The 21,166-nt window shown below is 51.1% G+C and carries 14 protein-coding genes and 1 tRNA gene; 10 read left to right on the top strand and 5 right to left on the bottom strand.

The annotated features are described in order from the left end of the window. Positions 1-232 precede the first annotated feature (232 nt). The 4 genes from AD930_RS02375 (at position 233) to AD930_RS02360 (ending at position 5,115) form a co-directional block, all read left to right on the top strand. On the top strand, positions 233-1,414 hold the full coding sequence (locus tag AD930_RS02375) for a hypothetical protein (RefSeq protein ID WP_156476814.1): 1,182 nt from the start codon (positions 233-235) through the stop codon (positions 1,412-1,414). 47 nt (positions 1,415-1,461) lie between these two features. Further along, positions 1,462-2,658: a polysaccharide biosynthesis/export family protein gene (locus AD930_RS02370; protein ID WP_061504975.1), complete on the top strand. Its 1,197-nt coding sequence runs from the start codon at positions 1,462-1,464 to the stop codon at positions 2,656-2,658. Positions 2,659-2,690: 32 nt separating this feature from the next. After that, positions 2,691-4,949, top strand: coding sequence for a glucans biosynthesis glucosyltransferase MdoH (gene mdoH / locus AD930_RS02365; protein WP_208598548.1), 2,259 nt, complete (start codon positions 2,691-2,693; stop codon positions 4,947-4,949). Positions 4,950-5,025: 76 nt separating this feature from the next. Continuing rightward, positions 5,026-5,115 (top strand) — tRNA-Ser (locus tag AD930_RS02360). On the opposite strand, the gene AD930_RS17290 is transcribed toward AD930_RS02360, so the two are convergent. Beyond that, on the bottom strand, positions 5,094-5,753 hold the full coding sequence (locus AD930_RS17290; RefSeq protein ID WP_082781636.1) for a RusA family crossover junction endodeoxyribonuclease: 660 nt from the start codon (positions 5,751-5,753) through the stop codon (positions 5,094-5,096). The genes AD930_RS02360 and AD930_RS17290 overlap by 22 nt on opposite strands. A 286-nt stretch (positions 5,754-6,039) precedes the next feature. Here AD930_RS17290 and AD930_RS02355 point away from each other — a divergent pair, with 286 nt between their 5' ends. The 6 genes from AD930_RS02355 to AD930_RS02330 all read left to right on the top strand — a co-directional run bounded on the left by AD930_RS02355 (position 6,040) and on the right by AD930_RS02330 (position 16,378). Further along, complete coding sequence (locus AD930_RS02355; protein WP_167375128.1) at positions 6,040-6,741, top strand: exonuclease domain-containing protein; 702 nt, start codon at positions 6,040-6,042, stop codon at positions 6,739-6,741. Positions 6,742-7,337: 596 nt separating this feature from the next. Next, a complete protein-coding gene (locus AD930_RS02350) occupies positions 7,338-7,997 on the top strand; it encodes a thermonuclease family protein (protein WP_156476813.1) in 660 nt (219 codons plus the stop codon). Positions 7,998-8,322: 325 nt separating this feature from the next. After that, positions 8,323-9,444 (top strand): replication initiation protein, encoded by a 1,122-nt coding sequence (locus AD930_RS02345; RefSeq protein WP_061504971.1) that lies wholly within the window; start codon positions 8,323-8,325, stop codon positions 9,442-9,444. Then, positions 9,437-10,624: a hypothetical protein gene (locus AD930_RS02340; RefSeq protein WP_061504970.1), complete on the top strand. Its 1,188-nt coding sequence runs from the start codon at positions 9,437-9,439 to the stop codon at positions 10,622-10,624. The genes AD930_RS02345 and AD930_RS02340 overlap by 8 nt, the downstream gene beginning before the upstream one ends. Positions 10,625-11,028: 404 nt before the next feature. Beyond that, positions 11,029-12,390, top strand: a complete 1,362-nt coding sequence (locus AD930_RS02335) for an AAA family ATPase (RefSeq protein WP_061504969.1) — start codon at positions 11,029-11,031, stop codon at positions 12,388-12,390. Between the two features lie 673 nt (positions 12,391-13,063). Further along, positions 13,064-16,378 (top strand): DEAD/DEAH box helicase, encoded by a 3,315-nt coding sequence (locus tag AD930_RS02330; protein WP_156476812.1) that lies wholly within the window; start codon positions 13,064-13,066, stop codon positions 16,376-16,378. Positions 16,379-16,552: 174 nt separating this feature from the next. Here AD930_RS02330 and AD930_RS02325 read toward each other — a convergent pair whose 3' ends face one another. The 4 genes from AD930_RS02325 to pilV all read right to left on the bottom strand — a co-directional run bounded on the left by AD930_RS02325 (position 16,553) and on the right by pilV (position 21,119). Next, a complete protein-coding gene (locus tag AD930_RS02325) occupies positions 16,553-17,206 on the bottom strand; it encodes a hypothetical protein (protein ID WP_156476811.1) in 654 nt (217 codons plus the stop codon). A 59-nt stretch (positions 17,207-17,265) separates the two neighbouring features. Beyond that, a complete protein-coding gene (locus AD930_RS02320) occupies positions 17,266-17,985 on the bottom strand; it encodes a hypothetical protein (RefSeq protein WP_156476810.1) in 720 nt (239 codons plus the stop codon). Beyond that, the gene (locus AD930_RS02315; protein ID WP_061504965.1) at positions 17,985-18,749 is read right to left on the bottom strand and encodes a ParA family protein; all 765 of its coding nucleotides are present in this window, start codon (positions 18,747-18,749) and stop codon (positions 17,985-17,987) included. Before AD930_RS02315 ends, AD930_RS02320 begins: the two co-directional genes overlap by 1 nt. 309 nt (positions 18,750-19,058) lie before the next feature. After that, positions 19,059-21,119, bottom strand: coding sequence for a shufflon system plasmid conjugative transfer pilus tip adhesin PilV (pilV, locus tag AD930_RS02310; protein WP_156476809.1), 2,061 nt, complete (start codon positions 21,117-21,119; stop codon positions 19,059-19,061). Positions 21,120-21,166 lie beyond the last annotated feature (47 nt).

Below are 21,166 nucleotides of genomic sequence, written 5' to 3'. Positions count from 1 at the left end.
GACTATTCCTAACCATTAATCTTTGATTATACCTTGTCTTTATGCTACGGCAGGCCTTGAACGATAGGAATTGACCCCTATCAGAGTATTATCTCAAGGCCAAAGGCTTACAGTATGCTGCCTCACATTCATTCCTCCCCTATGCCAGCAACCACATTGGCAAGGAAAGGGGTCCCGTAAGCTATTGTATCGGCACGCATTATTATCACCCTTAAACATTTAGGCCGCCTCCATGTCAGATACCAATCTTCCTTTCGTGGATAATTTTCTCCCACGACCTTTGCGGAACGAAAAAACGGTTAGCTCTTCTGGGGCTCAGACTCGTCGCCTCACAGGAAAGAGAAAGCCCTCTCTTCCGGCCGGTCTGTTTTTTTTAAAATCTCCTACGTTCCTTATCCTGGTAGCCGTACCAAATCTGGCTACTGTGACCTACTACGGTCTCATCGCTGCGCCCATTTTTGAATCGGAGTCCATTCTTCGGGTATCATCACCAGCATCTGCGCAGAAGGGCGACACCTCCGCTGGCGCAAGCATGATGGGTAAAAGCAACGCCTCCGCAAACACATGGATGCTAAAGGATCGCCTTGAATCATGGGGGGCTTTCCAGCATATCAACTCCCAATACAACATCGCTGACATATACGCGGGTGGGGATTTCGTTGCGCGCTCAGGCGGTCTCAGTTCGCTTTGGCACCGTGGGTCTGGTGATGTGGCAACCCGAGGCTATTTTAATCGATCTTTCGACCTGAAGATCGACGAAGATACGGGGAATGCAAAACTCACCGTAACCGGGTGGACCCCCGATGCCGCAACGGATATCGCGAATGCCCTCGTCTCTGATGCCACCGAAAGCCTGAACCAGCTCAATGCTCGCGAAGACGGGGAAGCCATCAAAGCCGGGGAACGCGAAGTAAGTCGTCTCACTAAAGCCCTGGAAGCCGACGATCTCGCGATTTCCCAATGGCGAGGGCGTATCGGCATACTCGATCCCAAAATTGACTACACCTCCCTTTCACAAAAACAGGAAGAGCTTGACGTCAAGCGCATCGAAATGAGCGGTCAGTATAATGCACTGACAAAATACACGCCGAACAGTCCGTCTGCTGTGCCGGTGCAAGCGCAAATTGATGCCTTGATCGATGGGCTGAAGAATGCCGCTGGCGATGCTCGCAACATGATCCAGGAAGCGGCCATCTATGAAGGCTTAGACATCCGGCGGAAGGCTGATGCAAAACTGTTGTCCTCCGCTGAGGAAGCGCTGCAGGAAAGCCGCCTGAAAGCCAGCCAGAGTCATTATTACGTTGAGGTGATTTCTCCTCCGTCCAAGCCGCAAGCCGCATCAGGACCATATCGGCTTAAGTGGATCGGGATCGTGTTCGTCATCTCCATGATCTTTTTCATCGTGCTCGGCTAGGCCTGAACCGCTTTCCCTTTTAGATTTTAAGAACAGGATAGAATTCGATGCTACTGCGCGCACGTACTACACTCGTGGCCGTCTCATTTTCCACTCTGCTTTCTCTCAGCGCTTGCGGGACCTCCATGCCTAATGCTGGCCCCTTGGCCAACGAGGTGGAGTCCGCACAATCTGTGGAAATCCTCAAAGTTACCCCCGCCGTTGCGTCACAGATGCTGACGGAAGCGCGCAACAAAGAAGCAGCAGCTCTTGAAAGCGCTCTCCAATATCTTTCGTATTCTGACCCCCTCCGTGACTATCGCCTACACGCTGGGGACGATGTGCAGGTGTCACTCTGGAGCTTCTCAGAAGGCGGCGGCGGCGGCGGGCTGGGTATTGAACCCTCTCAGGCATCTACCTCACCTACACTCGCCAGTGGCATCCAAGGCACTCCCCTAGGCAAGTTCCAGATTGATGCAACAGGCGGCATCACCCTTCCTTACGCCGGTCGTATCAACATGGCCGGGAAAACAGAAGGGCAGGCCCGCCTAGCCATTATGGCGCGGTACAAATCTCTTGGCATGATCCACAATCCTGACGCCACTGTCCGCGTAGTGAAGGGGCATGAGGGTATTATCGTCACCGGAGCAACCGGAAAGCCCCGCATCGTCCAGTGGAATGCTGGAGGCATCTCGCTGAGCGAAGCCATCACCATGGGACTTGGCGATGGGAGCGATACGCTTGACGAGAAAGAAGATTCCTCATTCGAGACGTCGGGCGGTTCTTCATCCAACACCTCCAACGTGAATGCTGTTACTGTAGCCGTCGTTCGGAACGGGACTGAGACAGAACTTCCAATCGCGGTGGCTCTGGATCAGGATATCCCCCTGCACCAGCGAGACAAAGTGGTTCTCAAAAAGCGTCCTGCCGTGCAAGTGACCATGCTCGGAGGTGGCATCGTCCGGAATGGCCTTGTTAATTTCGGTAAGGCTCCAACCCTGGCATCTGCAATCGCAGCCGCACAAGGCCTCAACCCCAACACGGCTAACAGCACGAAAATTTTCATCTTCCGGCAGAAACCTGCCGAAAAGCCGAAGCTCTATACCTTCGAGTGGGCTGATGGTGACGGTATCGTCGCTTCGCAATCATTCCCCATGGAAAACAACGATATCGTTTACGTGGCGGAATCTCCGATCATCCCGATTTCACGGGTGCTGAATACCATCTTCCAGATGGCAGAACCGGCTCTCATCGCGAGGCCGTAATGGACTTTACACCCTATCTCACTGCGACAGGCATGACCGTGGACGAGGCGAGTATAATCGCCCCGTCCATCACGAACTGGGAAGACCTGACGACCTGGCTCGATACGCAGAAGCATCAGGAAACAACGCCGCCCCCCAATCGAACTCCTTTAGGAACTCCGGTGCTGGAAACATCTTGGAAAGCGGCACTTCGGCGCCGCTTTTTTGATATGAAAGAGCAAGGGGAGCCTGTCGGAGAAGAGCCTGTTTGGCCAAAGGTCGTGGAACGAAGGAGAAGAATATCCCTTCTTGTAAGCGCGGCTCTCACGCTACTGCTGACATCGCTCGCGTCAGAAATGATATCTGTACAGCACACTCAAGAGGAAGTTGCCGTCGCATACATCGTTCTTCTGACAATCATGAATTTCTTCATGATTAATGCGTTCTCCAAAACTCTGATCGGAACATGGCATGCATTAAAAGGCCCAATAGGCAATCCGTGGCACCCAAAGCACACGGAGACAGATCCACGACCTGACTCAAAGGTCGCTATCGTGTTCCCAGTTTACCACGAAGACCCGCACCGGGTTGTGGCTGGGATGATAGCTGTTGCACAATCTCTTCAGACGAACGTGCCTGAAGACTTTCATCATTATGAGTTTTTTCTACTGTCTGACAGTAGGAACCCTGCCTATCGTATCGCGGAAGTGGCTGCAATCGACCAGGCACGGCTGGCCTGCCCCCAGATGAAGTTCCACTATCGCTGGCGCATTTCAAACGATAACGCCAAGCTGGGCAATATGACGGATTTCTGCCGGAGATGGGGCAGAGATTATGACTACATGCTTGCTATGGACGCTGACAGCATCATGAATGGTGACACAATCCACCAACTGCTGCGCATGATGGAGGGAAACCATCGTCTAGGGATACTGCAGACCAACCCTACTCCGGTCATGCGAAAAAGCCTGTTTGGAAGAATGCAGCAATTCGCAGGGAGATTATACGGCTCGTCTTTTTCCTATGCTCTCCAAGCCATGTATATGGGGCACGCCAATTACATTGGTCATAACGCTCTTATCCGTACACGACCATTCATGGAGCATTGCTTGCTCCCCGACCTACCCGGTTCGAAACCATGGGGAGGCAAGCCACTGAGCCATGACATCGTGGAGGCGGCATTGATGGCCAGAGCGGGATACGAAGTGTGGTTCCTTCCGGATCTTGGCGGGACATACGAGGAAATTCCAGCCAATATTTTAAGCTTTCTCATCAGGGAACGTCGTTGGATGCAGGGGAACTTGCAGCATACGAGGCTTTTGTTTGTGGATGGACTTCACAAGACGCACCGTGAGAATTTTATAACCGGGTTTATGGGGTATCTCTCAGCTTTCTTCTGGGGGATATTCTTGATCATTTCAGCCGGATCAATGGTCAACTTCCTGAAGGCTGGTAAATTCAGCCAAAAAGAAATCGGAAGCATCGAGATCCCGGCTGTCATGATGCTGATAGCATCGATTGTATTTATGCTGGCGCCTAGATTTCTGGCTGTAATCAAAACAGCAAAAGAGAAGAAAGCTGGAGAATATGGAGGCCTTCCCAAAATGGCTTTTTGCATATTCATCGAAACCGCTTTTAGCTTCCTGTTCTCTCCTCTGATGATGGTATTCATAACCAAATTTCTTTGGGTATGGGCCAAAAGAAGAAGCATTTCCTGGGGGACCCAACAACGAGATGATGAAGCCCTGCCATGGTCTGCCTGCATCAAGAATTTCTCATGGAGTTCTGGGATAGGCATTATCGCCTCCACGGTGTTGTTCTGGGAGATCATGTCGATACCTGCCCAGACGGAAGCACTCCTCTCGATGGCATCAGGACATTCTATCAGCACCGTCAGCCTTTTCCTTTGGTTCTCTCCGATTTTGGCCGGCCTCAGCGGAAGTGTAGTTATTGCCCGGTTTACAAGCCGAAGCTTCCCCGTTCTGGAGAAAATGAAGTGGTTTATGATTCCTGAAGAAACAAACGTTCCTCAGGAGCTAATCGACACCAAAATCTGGCAGGAAAAACTGGCAAAATCGACACCTTCCCCGGAAGATGAGGTTGCCACTTTCTCCTATGCGCTGCGTGACCCGTGTTTTTACGTTGCCCAGCGAGCCAGATCTCGCCGACGTCCTTTCCTCGAAAGAGAAATCAGAAGAAAAATGGAAGGTCAGAATACGCTCACACTCAAAGAGCTGATGCTGGCCCTCTATGAGACCGGCTGCCTGGATATTCTTCACCGGTCTGCAATATCCGAAAAAGAAGCCGCATAACCACGAAAAAAATCTTGAGCCGTCTTTCCTTGGTTGACGGCTCAGATAAGCCTTTATAAAAGGATTAAATTAAGACGGAAGGGTGGCCGAGTGGTTTAAGGCTCCAGTCTTGAAAACTGGCGTGCGGGCAACTGCACCGTGGGTTCAAATCCCACCCCTTCCGCCAATTATCGCTTCCAGTTGCCTTATATCTTCCCTGGTTGCCCTCCTTATGAGCATGTCTATGCCAGGAGAGTGGCTGCACACTTTCATGTGGGAATTCCCAACAACAAGCCTGTCATCTTCATAAGCCACTTTGTTCATTCCATCGCAAAGTGCTTTCTCCAGGTTGTCGATATCTCCATCCTGAATGTGTGTTGGCCATAGTGATGGATCGCCAGAAATACGAAAAATTGTGAATTTCATTACGGGACCCGAGAACGGCCGCAACCCGGCAGATAGCATCGCTGCCCAAGTGATATCCTTGATGGTCTTCTCGTAATTGCGCGTTTTTTCTGGCGTGCGTGTCATCATTTTAATGCTTCTTTCCGCGCCTCCCCCCTCGCCAGAGCTTGCCCTGGCCCACAACTCTCTGTCTGACGATGCTGCGACAAATGTTCGCGCTCTCTCTTTCGGTTGAGGGGCGATCGGGAAAAAGATCCTTATGGAATCGTGTGTTTCTGGTTCATGCACCCCAACTTCTGGACGGAATCCGGTTTCTCGTTTCGGCTTTTTTATTGCCTTTGGCGAACGCGAAACAGTTTTTCCACCGTTTTGCGCAAGCCTCTTCTCAATGGCCTGAAATTGCTTTTCTGTAAGACGCACCAGCCCACATCCCCTTCCGTCAAAGGATTATTTAATCTTCAGTTTACTTTTTTATCATTGCGTGCTTTTTAAGCCACAGGGAAGGATGAAATGAAGCAATAAAAAAAACGCATAACTTTTCTGCATTTTATGACTATTGCCTCTGGCCATCTTACCTTGTATCTCGCCGTCATAACAAAAATGAAAAACAATTATACAATTACCGTGACCAGGAAACGTTGTGTGGGTATAAGAAGTAACTTGATGATTCAGGCATCTGAGGCTCATTATGAATAGGGTAGGAAGTGTGAGCCCGAGTGGCCGAGAACTTATTACAGATACGGAAACAACCGGACTGTCAGCAGACGATCGCGTTATCGAACTAGCTATGATCGAGCTGCAGGATAAGATTCCCACAGGCCGGACGCTCCATATGTATTTCAACCCTGGCAGGCCGGTCCCCGAAGCTGCCACGCGGATCCACCACATAACAGATGAGTTTTTGGCCGATAAGCCAACATTTGGGTCTCAACTCCCCGCCATCTTAGCCTTTGCCGGGGCCTCCCCTATCGTGGCGCACAACGCGCTTTTCGATAAAGGCAAGATGAACTACGAGATGGAACTGCTTAATCACGAAGCGTTCCAGAATGAATTCATCGACACACTGAAAATAGCACAAGAAAAATACAGAAACGCTGACAATAGCCTGAATGGATTATGCCGGCGTTTCGGAATCAGCCTTGAAAAGAGAGATCGTGAAGGACATAACGCTCTTTTGGATTGTCAGCTCTTAGCTCAATGCTATGAAGAGCTTACAGTGGGCAGAAATAAGAAGCTTAAACTCGTACAACACACGTCCACAGAGGCCAGTCACATCACGCAAACTGCCAGCAATATTGCCCGGCGTAATTTGCGTGAAGACAGAGGGATTGGCCGACCCTCCACAAGTGAAATTCAAACGTGGCAGTCATACAGAAAAAAAACTGGCCTCCCAGAACTGTCTTTGTAATCAGCGCAACCACTAGCTAGGTGACAATTATGCCCCAAAATACTCTTCCTGTTCTTGCCAGTCGGTCTCAAGCAAGAATGTCATTTTTTTCTATCCCCGAACTCTCCCCGGTTTGCGCGGGCAATAATAACGGCCTGAATATCTCCCCCCTCCCCTGTGCAAGCGAGAATTGCTCCAGATCGCCTTACGTGGGGACCTTAGCTTCCGGTCTAAGGATTGCAGGGAATGTCATTTTCTCCGGCGACATGGCGTTACGAAAATAATCTGGAATCTGCTCGGTTCAGTCGTTAGCCTTTGAAGGAAAAAGGGGTGCTACCCACACACCCCCTTTTCCTTGTAATGACGAAAGCGATGACCTGAGCAGCCCACCCCGGCATGGTCGGCATCAAGACAGGCAGATCATGATAAAATGCTTCCGACCCTCGTCCTTCTTTGCATTTTCGACAGCATTTCTCCTATTCTCGCCTGCAGCCCAAGCTCAGTTCGTAAGGCCTTTTTCGACAACCCCCCTTCCATCCACGATGCTCCAGAGCAATGGGCAACTCGGAAGCGCGGGTGAATTTGGAACGTTCCAGCCACAGCCGGCCCTGCCCGGAATGCTTGGAGCAGGAAATGCCCAAAATGCAGAGGACAAAGCTGTAGCCGAACAGCAAAGGATTCTTGAAAACACCCAAAATTTAGAAACGGGAGCCGAACCTGGCGAGGCCTGCACTCGGGCTAAAGATGAGCCTCCACCAGCGCGCGATATGACTTATGGCGGGAACGCGGAAGATGCTGAAAAGAAAGACCCCTGCAAACCCAAGCCAACAAAAGCCGAGAGCGTCGCCAGCAATAAAAGTCTACCCCACTCACCTTCTCCACTAAAAACAGGAAGCCCTGTCTCTGGCGAAGCTCAGGTCATTTCAGGGGATACCCTAAAAATAGGCGGGACGCTGGTACACCTGGCGGGTATTGAATCCCCTCCACCAGGAGAGGTGTGCAGATCCGGCGCCACCGCGTGGCGCTGTGGCGACGAGGCAACCACTGACCTACAGGAAGTAGCTGACCACAGACACTTAACATGCACCATTCAAGCAGAAAAATCTGAGTTAGGGGGCTTGAATATGCCTGACGCCTCATGCGGCGGATCATCTGGAATAGCTGATCTTTCGATCTTTCAGGCAAGTCGCGGCAACGCGCTGGGCACGACCCCCGAGACAAAAATCGCAATGCGGTCAGCTAAGTTAAGGCATTCAGGAATTTGGCTTTCTCAGTAGAATGACTGATCTCCTTTTCGCCTACACTTCGCGCTGAACTTTGCCTTATTTCCTCGTGTTTCTGAGTGATCTATGTAGTCAACTTCGTTTTCGGCCCTCTCACACTATTACAAGACCAGACTTAGATTTTCACGCCCCTCTATGATACCAGCCCGCCATAAAACCGAGGCCTATCGACTACAAACCGCGCTAAAGTTGACTACATTATTAATCCTTGTACACAATTTAATGTAGTCAAGTTTCATTTTTGTCCTTGATTGATCGTAACCGATTTTGCATATCTCAAGGACAAGTTGAAGAATTCCTTTTCTAAAACTGGACGATCATGGCCTGGCGCACAAACACAAGACCTTCCAAGTCGACTAATACCGCGCATGGCGGCAAGCTCCTGAAATCGGCTCACGTCATAATGGCCAAAGAAACACGTGGATCACTGGAACTTATCGACAGGAAAATTTTTAATTTCTTGCTCAGCCGGACTATTGGAAAAAACATCGAACCCAATGACGGTATCCATTCGGTACCCGTCATGGACGTCTTGAAGTTTCTAGGCCATACCTCTACCGACAGGCTAAATCAGTCTCTGCATAGACTGGCGGCCATTAGCATCAGTATCGATTACGTCGATGCTAAAAGTAGAAAGCACTCTGTCGTCACGCATTATCTATCTTACGATTTGGAACATAACGAGACAGGTTCCATCTCTTTTGCCTTCGATAAGATGCTCCTAAAATTCCTCGCCAACCCAAAGGTTTTTGCCGTCTTAGACATGGCTACCGTACGGGGCTTTAGAAGCGAGTATGCAGCTAGGCTGTATGAAACAATGGCATTGCAGTTCGGGAAGCAACATCCTGAGTGGTCTCCTTCATTAGAAGAATTCCGTGAGCACATGGCCGTTGGAGAAGCTTACCCAAGATATAACAACCTTCGCGCTCGCGTTATCGATCCGGCCATCAATGAGGTGAACGCTGCAGCTCCATTCAGCGTCATAATGACAGAGAGGCGCGGAGGACGCGGCGGGAAGATTATCGGTCTCAATTTCCGCGCAGCCCCCAAAAGCAGTGCCTCTCTTAGCACCGTTGGCGATGTCGCCAGGCGGGGACTTCTCAGCCGACGCAAAAAGACGCCGGGGCGTGACCCGCTTACTATCGATCTTCTGTCCAATCAGACAGATCTTGAAAAAGACCCGCTGGGGATATCAGAAGCAACAATCAAACAGGCCATCGAGAATTATGGTCTCACTGACATTGCCCCTCCCCTTCAGGAGTGGCGCGCATCTTTCAAAAACAGACCACCGCCGGCCCAAGCTGACATGGCCTTCCTATCTTGGCTTGATGTCTATGCAGAGCGCCTGCATGGGGAGGCAGACGACCCACTAAAGAACACAGATCCGGACATTATATCGAACATCCTCGATATGATCGGGGCCGAAGACGAAGATGATTGAGAAACTGGCCAATGAGAGAGGAAAGACTGCTGACCGCGTTCGGCAGGCCCTCAAGGATCTCCACATTACAACGCCAGTGATGGCACTCGTCTCTCACATGAGTATGGCCCCAGGCATCCCTAAAGAAGTTAATGCTGAGTGGCTGAGGAAGAAATGGCAGTCGGAGGTTATTTATCACAGTGAAGGTCATATTGATCTGGGCGGCATCCCTTCTGATATTGCCTTCCAGAATTGGGCCACAGAAAAACTAAACAACCCCAGAGGCCTCCTCCGCAAGTCCATTTCTATGGCTCGCAAGGAAGTGCGCCATGATCACCTATCGTATTTCATCATGACACGCTGGGACCAGGAAAACGCCTGTGCCGAACGCATGCGAGATAGCGATGATGCCAGAACAAGCCTGATGGCCAGCCTATGGCTATCAAAGTCCCTGCTCGAACAATCGCGGTATCTGATAGAAGCGATCATCCTCTACTCCGGCAGAATTTCACGCAACGGCATTGAGAGGATAACGCCTGGATGGCTTAAGTGCGATCCAGACGAAATCCGGTGCTGGGACACCATCCCCGTTGATTGCGCACCTATATGGCTTGACCACGCAACCGAGCAATTCGGCGCTGTCCTCGATAATATGAGAACCAGCATCATACAGAAGGCGGCGATCCAGGCGAGGGAGACCCAGAAAAATGAAGTGAGATTCCTCCGGCTCCGCAATCAGTCTGATCGTGTAGCAATAATGCAATTTCATCAGATGTCAGGCCCCCTGGAAGAGGCGGCAATGCTTGGAATTAATGCAAACGAGTTTACCCTTGCGCATAGAATGATGACGGACGCGATTCTGGACGGAACTTGCGATATCGCACAGGCCGTGGAGATCCCTGTTTGGCGAATATTCGCTGATTTTTTGCCTCTAGCAAAAAACAAATTACCCCGGCCGACGGAAAATGAAGTGTCGATCAGACTCAACAATTTATTCTCCTTGAATGCGATTGAGTTTTTAGAGCAAAGGAGCACCATCCTAAAACGTATGGGGGTCTCTTTCAGCGAAGCTCAGCAAATACTCTCAGACTGGAGCGTCACAGTCGCAAATTATGCGCAGAATACTGAAGACTGGCATATGATCCCCGGAAACCCGGAGGTGGGCTTCTTCATCTACGTCAGTTCCAGGAACCGAGGGTAAGGCGCAGACCTCATTGGGAATGAAATTGGATACTTCCCTCCGGGTCGTATGAACCCATATCTGGAACCCTGAAGCCTCCCATTCCCGCATCTTGCTGGAGCAATGACGAAGCACAATTCATCACGAGACAACCCACCCCACAATTCGACGCTGGAGACAATGCCCGTTTTCAGATGCCTAAATCCGGCGCGATGCGCATTAGAGAATGGCGACTGTAAAAATAAAATGCTATTGTTGGACACGAGATAATTGAATTGATTTAATTGGAGACTAAGTTGCCCAACCGCGATAAGACTACCAAAATTTTACGGTCAATGCCTTCATGGCTGTGGTCTCCTACATCTGCTGACATTGAAACGCTTGTGCGCGAAAGCCTTAAGCAAATTGGCAGAACTTCAGCAATCATGCCGACCAAAGAGGCGGCATGGACAGTTTATTGCACCATGTCTTGCGGCATGAGTGGTGCTGAGCAATGGCTGGACAATAATGTCCGCACTTGGCTCTTCGTATCTGCCCTGCTCGGCGTCGATAATGCCATTCACACGCTTTGCAGCCACATATCTACCGTCACAGAGGATGGGATGACCTCCTTCCTGGCACGGAATCCAAACCGGTATCCCGATCTTGTCACGCGCGTCAGCGCAGGAGAATGGCCGGCGATTCATGAGCAAACCCTTAAGTCATGGTCTGACCATGCATGGTCTTTTCATAAGGACAGTGCCGAAGAGGACGCGGATGACGGATGGTCTGGTACAGCCGTTCTTGGATGTTCACCCGAGGCAGTCTCCACGATCGATACCCAAATCGAAAGCGAACTATGGAATGATGACATCATTCCGGGCAAGGTCGTTATTAAGGGCTTTCGCGCTTCCACAGCAATCGAGAAAGAGCTTTGCCTCAAGTATGAGAATATTATTGGCAAAAAACTCCCCCTCCGAACCCCACAAATAACTCCCAGGGAGTTTCGCGCAAGTTTTCTTCGCAAGTTCCCATGGGCGCGGGCCGTGGCTGACGCCGTAGCACAGCATCTCACACTTAGCGAGATAGCCATCAGCGGGGGCAAATACGATCTGCCGGCATTACCGCATATGTTGTTGGTTGGCCCATCGGGTGCCGGGAAATCGGCGATGGTTGAGGAGATCTGTAGTCTTTTAGGTATTCCTCACACCACCGCTTCAGTGGGAGGGACGGCCGACGATTGCGGGATGTCTGGGACGGGGCAGAAATGGACAACTCGCTCGCCTTCCATTCCCGTGAAGCTTATGGCTTACGAACATTGCGCCAACCCAGCTTTGATCATTGATGAAATTGACAAAAGTGCTGGGTCGGACAGCCGCAATGGGACAGTCCAGGGCAGTCTTCTTTCAATGATGCAGCCCCCTGACACTGGGTATATGGACGTGTGCCTGAATATGCCAGTTGACTTAAGCATGGTGTCGTTCATCGCCACCGCTAACTCTACGTCTCTTATGGACGCGGCGCTCCTTAGTCGGTTTAAAATTATCACCGTGGGCAGGCCTAAACCTACCACTGACAACTTCTGGTCTCTTCTGGATGGGATCGCGCTCAAATCAGCGGCACGCCTGAACCTGCAGGAAACTATGCGGCTGCCGGACAGTGCGATCTTGGATGTTTACAAAAGCTGGATTAAAGCGGGGTGTGATATTCGGGAGCTGGAGCGGGCCTATACCGAAGTCTTCGCCAAACTTCTTACGATGATGGCTGACTTCTCTCTTCCAGATGGACCAGAAGCCGTTCTGCACTAACACAAACATGCTACCGGGCGCTTTTATCGCGCCCGGTAATGCACTCTATCTATCGGCCCATACAATCCTGATCAACGCAGGTCGAACTCTGACCCGCATCTGGCTGCTGATAGCCTAACCCCCTTACAGCCATTCCCGTCCAAGGCACAAAATATCCGGTGTCCCAGGCATCCCACGGCCGGACATTTTGATATGGGGAGGAATAATAGTCTGGGCGCACCCCCCAAGCCGGAGCGCCCCATGGTGCACCGTTATGACCATCACGATACCCATCTTCTTGCCACGCTTCCCCTGGGGACGGCGGAGGGGCTTCCGGTGGAGGAGGCTTTGTCAATTCACCCACTGGGGGCGGCGGGGGAGCCGGCGGGCCATCAACATATTCGCTGCCGCCGTAACTTTGTGCCACGGCCGAACGCGGTATCACGCTAACAAGCAGTGCGCCGCAGGCAACCGCTGCCAAAAATCTCCTTGATTTCATTGATCTCTTCCCTGTTTGGGCTTTGCTCGTCCGAATTTCCAATGTAATGTCAACGCATCTTACATCACAAGGTTAGATTTCCGGAGCCTTGCACTTGTGCATGATCATCGCGCCTTGCGAAGTAAGCCGTCCTGTCATTCTGAAGGTTAACCCCTACCACATTAGGTAAGGCAGATCAGAGAAAGCTGTTTCGTATTGCCGGCACAAGAAACGATAAGAAATCCGGATAAAGCCATCAGCGCGCCGGGACAGTCAATATCTTCAGGAGCCTTCCCGGAGAGGGTATCTGAGGCTCAGAAAGCCATTCGTTCATGGATTTCTCTGGAAATCCTTACGCCAGAAATCCATCCAGATGGCCAATGGGCGGATCTCGCCGCCACTTACGGTGGAAAAATATGCCCATTATCCGACAGTCAGGGAGACAATTTTCGCACGCCGACACCCGAAGATGTTACCCCTTGGGCCTCTTTCGTACCCCCCGTTTCTGACCCTGAGGCAAGGGGAAGAACGCCGGATCTGTTCCGAAACCGCTCAGATGAAGACTACGTGGACCAAAAGGGTCAACCTCCTCGCAAGAAGGCGTGGTACCACATCGTTCTCGGAGCCATGAAGGCCGCACCATCACTTCAGGCTCTGAATGAATCCTTCGGTGACAATAGTGAAAACGAAGATCTTCTGAGACAACCCCGCGCAGGGCAAATCATCGCGGCAACAGTCGTGTTGAACGAAAGCGGTCACATGGTGACTGACACCCTATCTCTCGCGAGTTTCGCGTGGGGAGTGGGGCATATGGTTGAGACGCGAGATGCATCCTCTCTACGTCGGTGGCGCACAGCTCAAGGCGATATCCTACTCAAGATATCAAACATCCTTGCTAAAACCGATGACTGTGGCGTTCCAATCCCTCTAACCTGGGAAGATCTTTGCACGGCCAGCGCTATACTGGCAGATGAACTGAAGTTGCCCCCATCCCTATGGATGGGAGTTCAATGCGCAATTGTTGAATACAGGGTGCGTCAACCTTCGGCAGACATTCTCTCCTCTCTGTATCTTGGAGATCTGCAAAAGGTGGAGGCAAACCTAAAGACGGCACCTACAGCACTCCAGGAATACATGGGGATTAAGGCCCCTAGGCATCAATGGAATGCCCTGCGCGACAGAAATGGCCTCAGCAAGCTTTTATATCCTGGGATGTTCACACTTGCATCCTGGCCGGGACCTGGCCTCAAACCGCTGAACCTGCTTCAGCAAGCCGCAGTGAACAACATCTGCTTCAACCTATCATGTGAAGGGATGGAGTCTGTTAACGGGCCGCCAGGGACTGGTAAGACCACACTCCTGCGAGACATTATAGCTCACGTAATGGTGCGCCGCGCAGAGAAGTTGGTAGGCATCAAAAATCCAAGCTTCGGACCAGGCAATATCGATCTATTGGATTACGCAATAATCGTGGCAAGCAGCAATAATGCCGCGGTAGATAATATCAGCATGGACCTGCCGTTGCGCTCAAAAGCCCTAGACCCAAGCATTTGGAAAGATCGAAGGCTGGACCATTTCGGCGACTTGGCCTCGCATATACTGGGCCTGAAACAAGACACTCCTGAGGAAGAGAGGGCCTGGGGGGTCATTTCCGCTAAATTAGGCAATTTCAGAAACAGGAAGAATTTTTTTGAAAAGTTCTGGTGGGACCAAAATTGGGGTCTGTCGGGCTGGCTTGGACAGGCCGCAGCCTATAACATCGCGGCAGATAAAAGTGCAGCCCTCGCTGAAAGATATCCACCTCCTGGGGGGCCAGAAGCACTAGCGCGCTGGGATAAGGCGCGAGACGAATTCCAACAAAAGTTTGACCGGTGCCTGCAGATTCGTGAGACCCTATCAGCGATCTGTGACGTCAGAGAGGCGACTATCAAGGGTGAGACAGACATCCCCTCACTTGCAGAGAGCACATCGGAGCTCAAATCGGATTTAGAATCCGCCGATCGCGCGCGTAGGCACATCGAGCAAGATCTTGCAGCCCAGCTCACTCAGCTCGCCACAGAAACGTCCAAGCTAAACTCCCTATCCGACCTGTCACCTTCCCCCGCGAAGGACCATCGCATTCTCATGCAGATCGGCCATATTGACCAAGTACAGAATGCGGTTGCAATGGCGCGGTTGCGCCTTGAGAGTGCTGCAGAAAACCAAAAAAAGATTAGTGACCAAATTGGCGTCAATCAGCGCGCTCTCAGAGCACTCAAAAAACAGGCAAGCGCGAAATCGGCACCAGAATCCGGCCTAGATGACCCGGCCGTCCAAGAGGGCTTCTGGTCCCTCCCTGACGCCGAGTTTCACACCAGCAGCCCATGGAACAGCGGCGACTTCAAGCAGGCAAGAGAAGACCTGTTTATTGCCGCCGTGAACCTGCACCATGCTTTCATCGTAGCCTCTGCGAAACATGTCAGGCGAGCGATTAACGCAGTCGCCATGAACGAAGCAAAACCACAGGACTGGGGGCTTTTCTTTTTAACTGTTCCGGTGGTTTCAACTACCTTCGCATCGTTTGGTCGGATGTTCGGAGTTTTAAATCCCGGCTCACTAGGATGGTTACTACTCGACGAAGGTGGACAAGCAACCCCTCAGGCTGCCGTAGGTTCAATAGCTAGATCAAAAAGGGTTGTCGTAATCGGCGACCAGCAGCAGATTGAGCCTGTTGTGCCGATCCCACCGACAAGTACCTCGCTAATATTCAAAGAGAACGGCTCCCCGCCTGAGCGATGGGCACCGCCCAGGATCTCAGCACAGACACTTGCTGACAGAGCCAACGAAGCCCAGGGGCGGTTCAAGACAGACTCCCCAGATGAGATCCGCCGCACTGGCTTCCCGTTACTGGTTCACCGCCGCTGCGACAGTATCATGTTTGGCATCTCGAATGAGATCGCTTACGGAGGGAGTATGATCCACGCCACAGAGCCTGCACCATCCATTGTTAGAGACTACCTGGGTGACAGTGTATGGGTGGATGTTAAAGGACCTACACATGACAAATGGGTGGAAACGGAGGGCCGCGTCATCACGCGAGCACTCTCATGTATCGCGGAAAAAATGGGGGACCTCCCCGATGTCTATGTCATATGCCCTTACAGGCAACCCATAAGGCGGCTTAAGCAGATGATCCGCTGCTACCCCTCCCGAGGAGGATTTAAGGGCATAGACAGGAGAAGCCTGACCAAGTGGTTGACGTCAAATGTCGGCACTATTCACACATTCCAAGGGAAACAAGCAGAGGGTGTATTCCTGATGCTGGGGGCTGGCACAGGGGCAAGAAAGGCCGCCAGGTCTTGGGCAGGGAATACGCCTAATATACTGAACGTCGCGGCCTCGCGTGCGCAGAGATGTTTTTACATCATCGGCAACGAGACTGCCTGGAACAACGTCGGCAGCTTTAAAGTCGCCTCTAAGCGACTAAAAACCGTCAGTGCAGGTGATTGGATACGTCATCTGGACAAAGAAACAGTCTCTCCAGGAAAGTAGTCATTGCCCTGAAATTGACCAAAGAAAACCATCAGCCCGCTAGATGACTTAACCGAACCACTAACATCAATGCCTGATGCGATGCTTTCTCCGACAGAGGCACCACCAGCTAATGAAGGGCACCCTCCTCCGATACAATCCCTGACACCCGCCCAAGGAAAGCCTTTAACAACCTCACATATCAGCGTCGTTCGACCAATATCCGTCATCTTCTTCATCCTCGCTTGCAATGCAGGCAAGGTTAGATCTAGCAGCATCATGCCTTGCCTCATACTGACCTTGTATTACAAGGCTTTCTTCGTAGACAAGGCTTCCAAAAACTTTACCAACGATTTTAAGGCTTTCTGCGCAGCTTTCATGGATAAAATCTTGCTCACCATCAATCCTGGAGAACTTCAGCCCCTTCGCCCTGTCGCTTAATGACACGGCATACCCGCAAATAAGGCATGCGCCTTCTGGCCTCCACCAAAGCCGTCTTTGGAAAGAGAGCCTCTCAGGTCTATCCGACTTTACGATATCAGACCAAAAGGCCTGAGCAGTATTTCCAACCGCTTCGCAGGCGGCCCGGACATGGGGAAATGGAAGACATTTCGTGTTACACCCCATTAGCGGACCAAGGACAGAATAAGCCTTTAGAGTTCGGCCAGACATAAATGCTAAATTGTCGGCATCAATCAGCGCCTTCTCAAAGCTTTCTTCCTGATCAAACCCCTGAACAAAATATCTTGCAGCAATTTTCAGGATAGCGCTTCGGTCAGGTGGGAAAATCATGTCCCACAGATGCTTTGGCACGCGAGGGGGCCGCTCTGGAACTGCATCTTCTGACATATTGCAATCTAGGCTTTATGTGTAATGTGGGCACAGGGTAAACTATGCCCACGGTTTGGTTATTTGGAGATCAGTTCAGCAAGAAAACTCTTGAGAGCGGGATTCTTCTGTACGGTCTCGTGGAGCTGATCGACTTCACGCTTGGACATGGCCTCCATCCCTCCAGATTTCGACACTTTGATCAGAACAGAAGCCAGCTCGGCAAAGGGATCTCTCTTCGCTTTCGGGGGCAGAATTTCCACACCACCTTGTTCTTTAGGTGACTTGAAGCTTTCATCCTCGATACCAAGATTGTCGAGTGCCTCCTTTAGTTTTCGCGGTTTTGAATTGGCGAAGTCATAACCGGAATCACGCAATTTCCGGATAGTATTATCCTCTAGCCGAACAAGGAGCGTCCCAGACCGAATTGATGTGGGGACCTCATGATCGCGCAGCTTCCCGAGCCTCACAGCCTTTGCAAGAGCCATAACATCGTAAAGGCGGGCATATGAGAAAAATTCCTCCATTCTCGGCACAATCTGATGCTTGAAGTCTGGAAAACGCTCTTTCATATTGAGGCATAACTCGCCAATCGCCAGAATGTTATTCGTCGCAGCTCGGTATAACACTCGTGCCGTTTCAATTCCGTCCTCTGGAGTGAGAGGATCCATATCCACAGAAGGGGTTAATCGGTTGGCTTGCCGAGCAGTGCCTGATACAGAGGACGTCTGGGTCGTAAGCAAGCGTCCGTGATCAGGCGAAGTCTTTCTGCGGAGTTTGTCAAAATTAACTCCACCCATCACACACTCTCCCGCTTGCGTGACATTACTTGACCTTTGCGATAAACCCAACGCCACAGAGATTCAAAATCAGGATCTCTTTCTCGCGCGGAGCTTGAATCAGATTCATTAACCCCAAGACCTATCTGATCGGTTGTTCTGTAAATCTCAAGGTCACGAATAATCACTGGGCAGACATCGCCAGTCTCGGCCAGCATATTGTTGGCCATATCGCATGAACGCGATTTCCGCCGCACCCCCATAAGCACCATCGAGGCCTTTGGGCTTTCATGTAGCAATTCTTTATACCACGAAACGACTGCACGGGTATCCGTTGCAGACTGCTTGCATGGCACAAGTATGATATCGGATCGACCAATAAGTGTGGGCAGTATCCCTTTCGCATCCCCGACCTGGTATCCTGAGGGAGTGTCTACGACAATTATATCGACATCCAGCTCTCGCAACCTCTCTAGGGCAGCCACTCCCCGACCATAGTCGACAGCCTCGACCGGAATATCGCGGAGCTTTGTCTGGGCCTCTGGACTGAGCTTTAACAGTGTCTGGTCACGAATATCAGACCACGTCCGGAGTGAAAGCTGCTCATCAAGATCCAGACCGACCACCTCCAAGCCTGCCGCTCTCGCACAGGATAAAAGGTTCCGAGCCAGAGTGGTCTTTCCAGACCCACCTTTACCGGATGAGACGAGAACAACAATCGGAGCCCGATGCTCAGGAACCTGAAGTTCGTGGACAGGTTTTTTTTTGGTGCGCTTTGCGTTCATGGCTTCTATTTCACCTGTCGTTCAATTTTTTCATGTCTATAAGCCCGTTTTTTGGCTTTCAACGTCAAAATATCCTTAGAAATCGATACTGGCAACACATTTTTCGGGTTTTATCTTAAAAAACGAAAAGTCGAGTTCTCAGTGAGAACACGAAAAGCAGGACTCCGCTTCATTCGAATGAGCAGATCTTGCGCCTGCCAACCTGGATCTTCCCAGCCTTAATTACGATCTGATTCGGAAAAGTCCTGACATATCAATGTGTTTGGCCGCAGAGACAAATCCAATGCGGCCATATAAAGATCTTGCCCGTCAGTAATACTCAACAAAACACGCATCATCTTGGTGCGTACCAAAACCCGCTTCCCAAACACCATCCGGCGGGACAACAAAGGAAACGCTCTGCCCTACACGCCCTTCATTAATAGTGCTCGTAACAAAGGCCACCTGTTGGTCATTAACCGTGGCATATGCCCCTGTTACACCGTGATATCCCGCAGAAAACCATACGTTTACGAAATGAACGTCGGTATCTGTATTCACTGAATGGATAGCCTCTACGCCATTTGACCCATTGTGATGAACCACGGAGTAACCGGAAGGTAAGCCGCCACCAGAATTGATGCACCCAGATGAATATTTGTGGCCGAACTGCATCCCGCCCGGATAACGCCACTGCCCCTTCACACAGTTAAGCATCCTACCCTGTGCATCCTTTGCAATATCTCCATCTTTAATATCGAAGGAGGCTGCGTCTGTCTGGCCACCACCCCAATTTGAACCTGTGTCTAATGCAGAAATGGATGAACACGAAGCCCCCTCCGTAGCTACGTACGCCGGCCGAAACACCTGGGACTGGACATATTGCGCCGCGCCAACAACACCTTGGTGCGTCATATACGCATTAATAGAATTGCCAGTTCCCATGCCTAGGCTGCCATCTGCGTAGATATCGCCCGTAGTCACCCCCGCCCCGACAAATCCAGACGGCCAAGAGTAGACCGGGTCCCTGCCATTCGTCGCAACATTACCGTAGAACCTGCCGACATTAAGCTGGGAAACACCTGAAGGATGAAGATAATAGCCGGAGTTGTCAGTATCAAAGAGGTAGCGAGTTGTGACATTCCCATCAAAGTAAGCCATAGCGTCAACTGCTAGAGGCCTACCCATAATGTGGAGCTGGTATCCCCTGCCGTAAGGAGAGGCGTCACCGGCAACTGACAAACCTGGCGCGGCCTGAGACCAAGTTATCGGCCCACCCGAAATTAGATCCAACCCCGTCTCGGCCGTGATCTGACCAACAAGATTAGAACCTCCATCCACTTGGAAATTGTTTCCGGGCCCTTCGATGTGGAGTCCACCGCCACTGATCCCTCCATAGTAGCTAATCCAGCTCCCATTATGATAGAAACCCCCTGTACTTGCTATTGAAAGACCACAGTTCGACGCGGAAACGGAATTGTCATGACATATATTCATGTCGCTATCGACGAAAACGGTATGGTCAGATGGGTCGGAGGCGTAGCTCCCCACTATTGATGAACCGATCCCTAAGGAACCATTACTCACGCCGGTTGTGGGGTTGACGTTATCAATCCTCCCTACGGCATTAAGATTTTTCTGAGTCATATCGATATCGGTGTGCATCGTATTTGCCTCATGTATGCCGATATCATTCCGATAAAGGAAATCAGCCAGACCTCCCGATATCGTAAACTGACCAGATGCTGCCACATGCCCTGGAGTTGGGGTCGCATAATCGCCAGCCAATTCGTTTGCAGGATACGACCACCCCCCACCTACACCGCTGATAGCCCCTGCGGGCCGGCCGGAGGAGGCTCTCGAATAATAGCCGCCTCCGGCTGCATTCAATTTTTGGCCAATCCGTCCGATATCGGCATCTTTGATTGTGGCCCCCCCAGTTGTGTAGACCATCATATTATACCCAGAAGGATTGTTCTCATCAGCCCATACGGTCATTACGCTGTGCTGCCCGTAGGAGTTGGTATCCACAAAACCAGAGGGCATGAAGCCCTGACCTTGCAAGCTCTCCTCAGGAATCTGGGCATTGCTATAAGCTCGGCCAGCAGGGATCTGATAGACCCCTCCTGCGTCTTGAACCAGATTGGCGAGGTTCTGCGTATTGCCTTTAACCCAGTTTTGAGCAGCAACATAAACCTCGTTTAGCTGGTCGGCCGCAGCGCTGTCTTTCGACTTCTTAATCTGGATATTCACCTCATTTCCCAAAACCCCGGCCATGATTGCCATAACAATCAGCGAAGCGGATACCTGCAAAGGTGTATAGCCAGCTTCTGCGCGGTCTGAGCGAGCCTTGAGCCTTCCAATTGAGAATGTCGACAGGAAGCTTTTCATTACGAACAACACACCATAGCCATAAGAATTGATATCCAATAATAAGC

The sequence above is a fragment of the Acetobacter malorum genome, assembly GCF_001580615.1.
GTDB lineage: Bacteria > Pseudomonadota > Alphaproteobacteria > Acetobacterales > Acetobacteraceae > Acetobacter > Acetobacter malorum.
Note: the sequence above shows the minus strand (reverse complement) of the source record. Positions and strands in the feature narration are given on the sequence as shown.

What these genes read in the sequence shown, in the direction of transcription:
- AD930_RS02375 (WP_156476814.1), top strand. Translation starts at nt 233, where the DNA reads ATGTCAGATACCAATCTTCCTTTCGTGGATAATTTTCTCCCACGACCT.
- pilV (WP_156476809.1), bottom strand. Translation starts at nt 21,119, where the DNA reads ATGAAAAGCTTCCTGTCGACATTCTCAATTGGAAGGCTCAAGGCTCGC.
- AD930_RS02340 (WP_061504970.1), top strand. Translation starts at nt 9,437, where the DNA reads ATGATTGAGAAACTGGCCAATGAGAGAGGAAAGACTGCTGACCGCGTT.
- AD930_RS02335 (WP_061504969.1), top strand. Translation starts at nt 11,029, where the DNA reads ATGCCGACCAAAGAGGCGGCATGGACAGTTTATTGCACCATGTCTTGC.
- AD930_RS02315 (WP_061504965.1), bottom strand. Translation starts at nt 18,749, where the DNA reads ATGAACGCAAAGCGCACCAAAAAAAAACCTGTCCACGAACTTCAGGTT.
- mdoH (WP_208598548.1), top strand. Translation starts at nt 2,691, where the DNA reads ATGACCGTGGACGAGGCGAGTATAATCGCCCCGTCCATCACGAACTGG.
- AD930_RS02345 (WP_061504971.1), top strand. Translation starts at nt 8,323, where the DNA reads ATGGCCTGGCGCACAAACACAAGACCTTCCAAGTCGACTAATACCGCG.
- AD930_RS02370 (WP_061504975.1), top strand. Translation starts at nt 1,462, where the DNA reads ATGCTACTGCGCGCACGTACTACACTCGTGGCCGTCTCATTTTCCACT.
- AD930_RS02325 (WP_156476811.1), bottom strand. Translation starts at nt 17,206, where the DNA reads ATGTCAGAAGATGCAGTTCCAGAGCGGCCCCCTCGCGTGCCAAAGCAT.
- AD930_RS02350 (WP_156476813.1), top strand. Translation starts at nt 7,338, where the DNA reads ATGCTTGGAGCAGGAAATGCCCAAAATGCAGAGGACAAAGCTGTAGCC.
- AD930_RS02320 (WP_156476810.1), bottom strand. Translation starts at nt 17,985, where the DNA reads ATGGGTGGAGTTAATTTTGACAAACTCCGCAGAAAGACTTCGCCTGAT.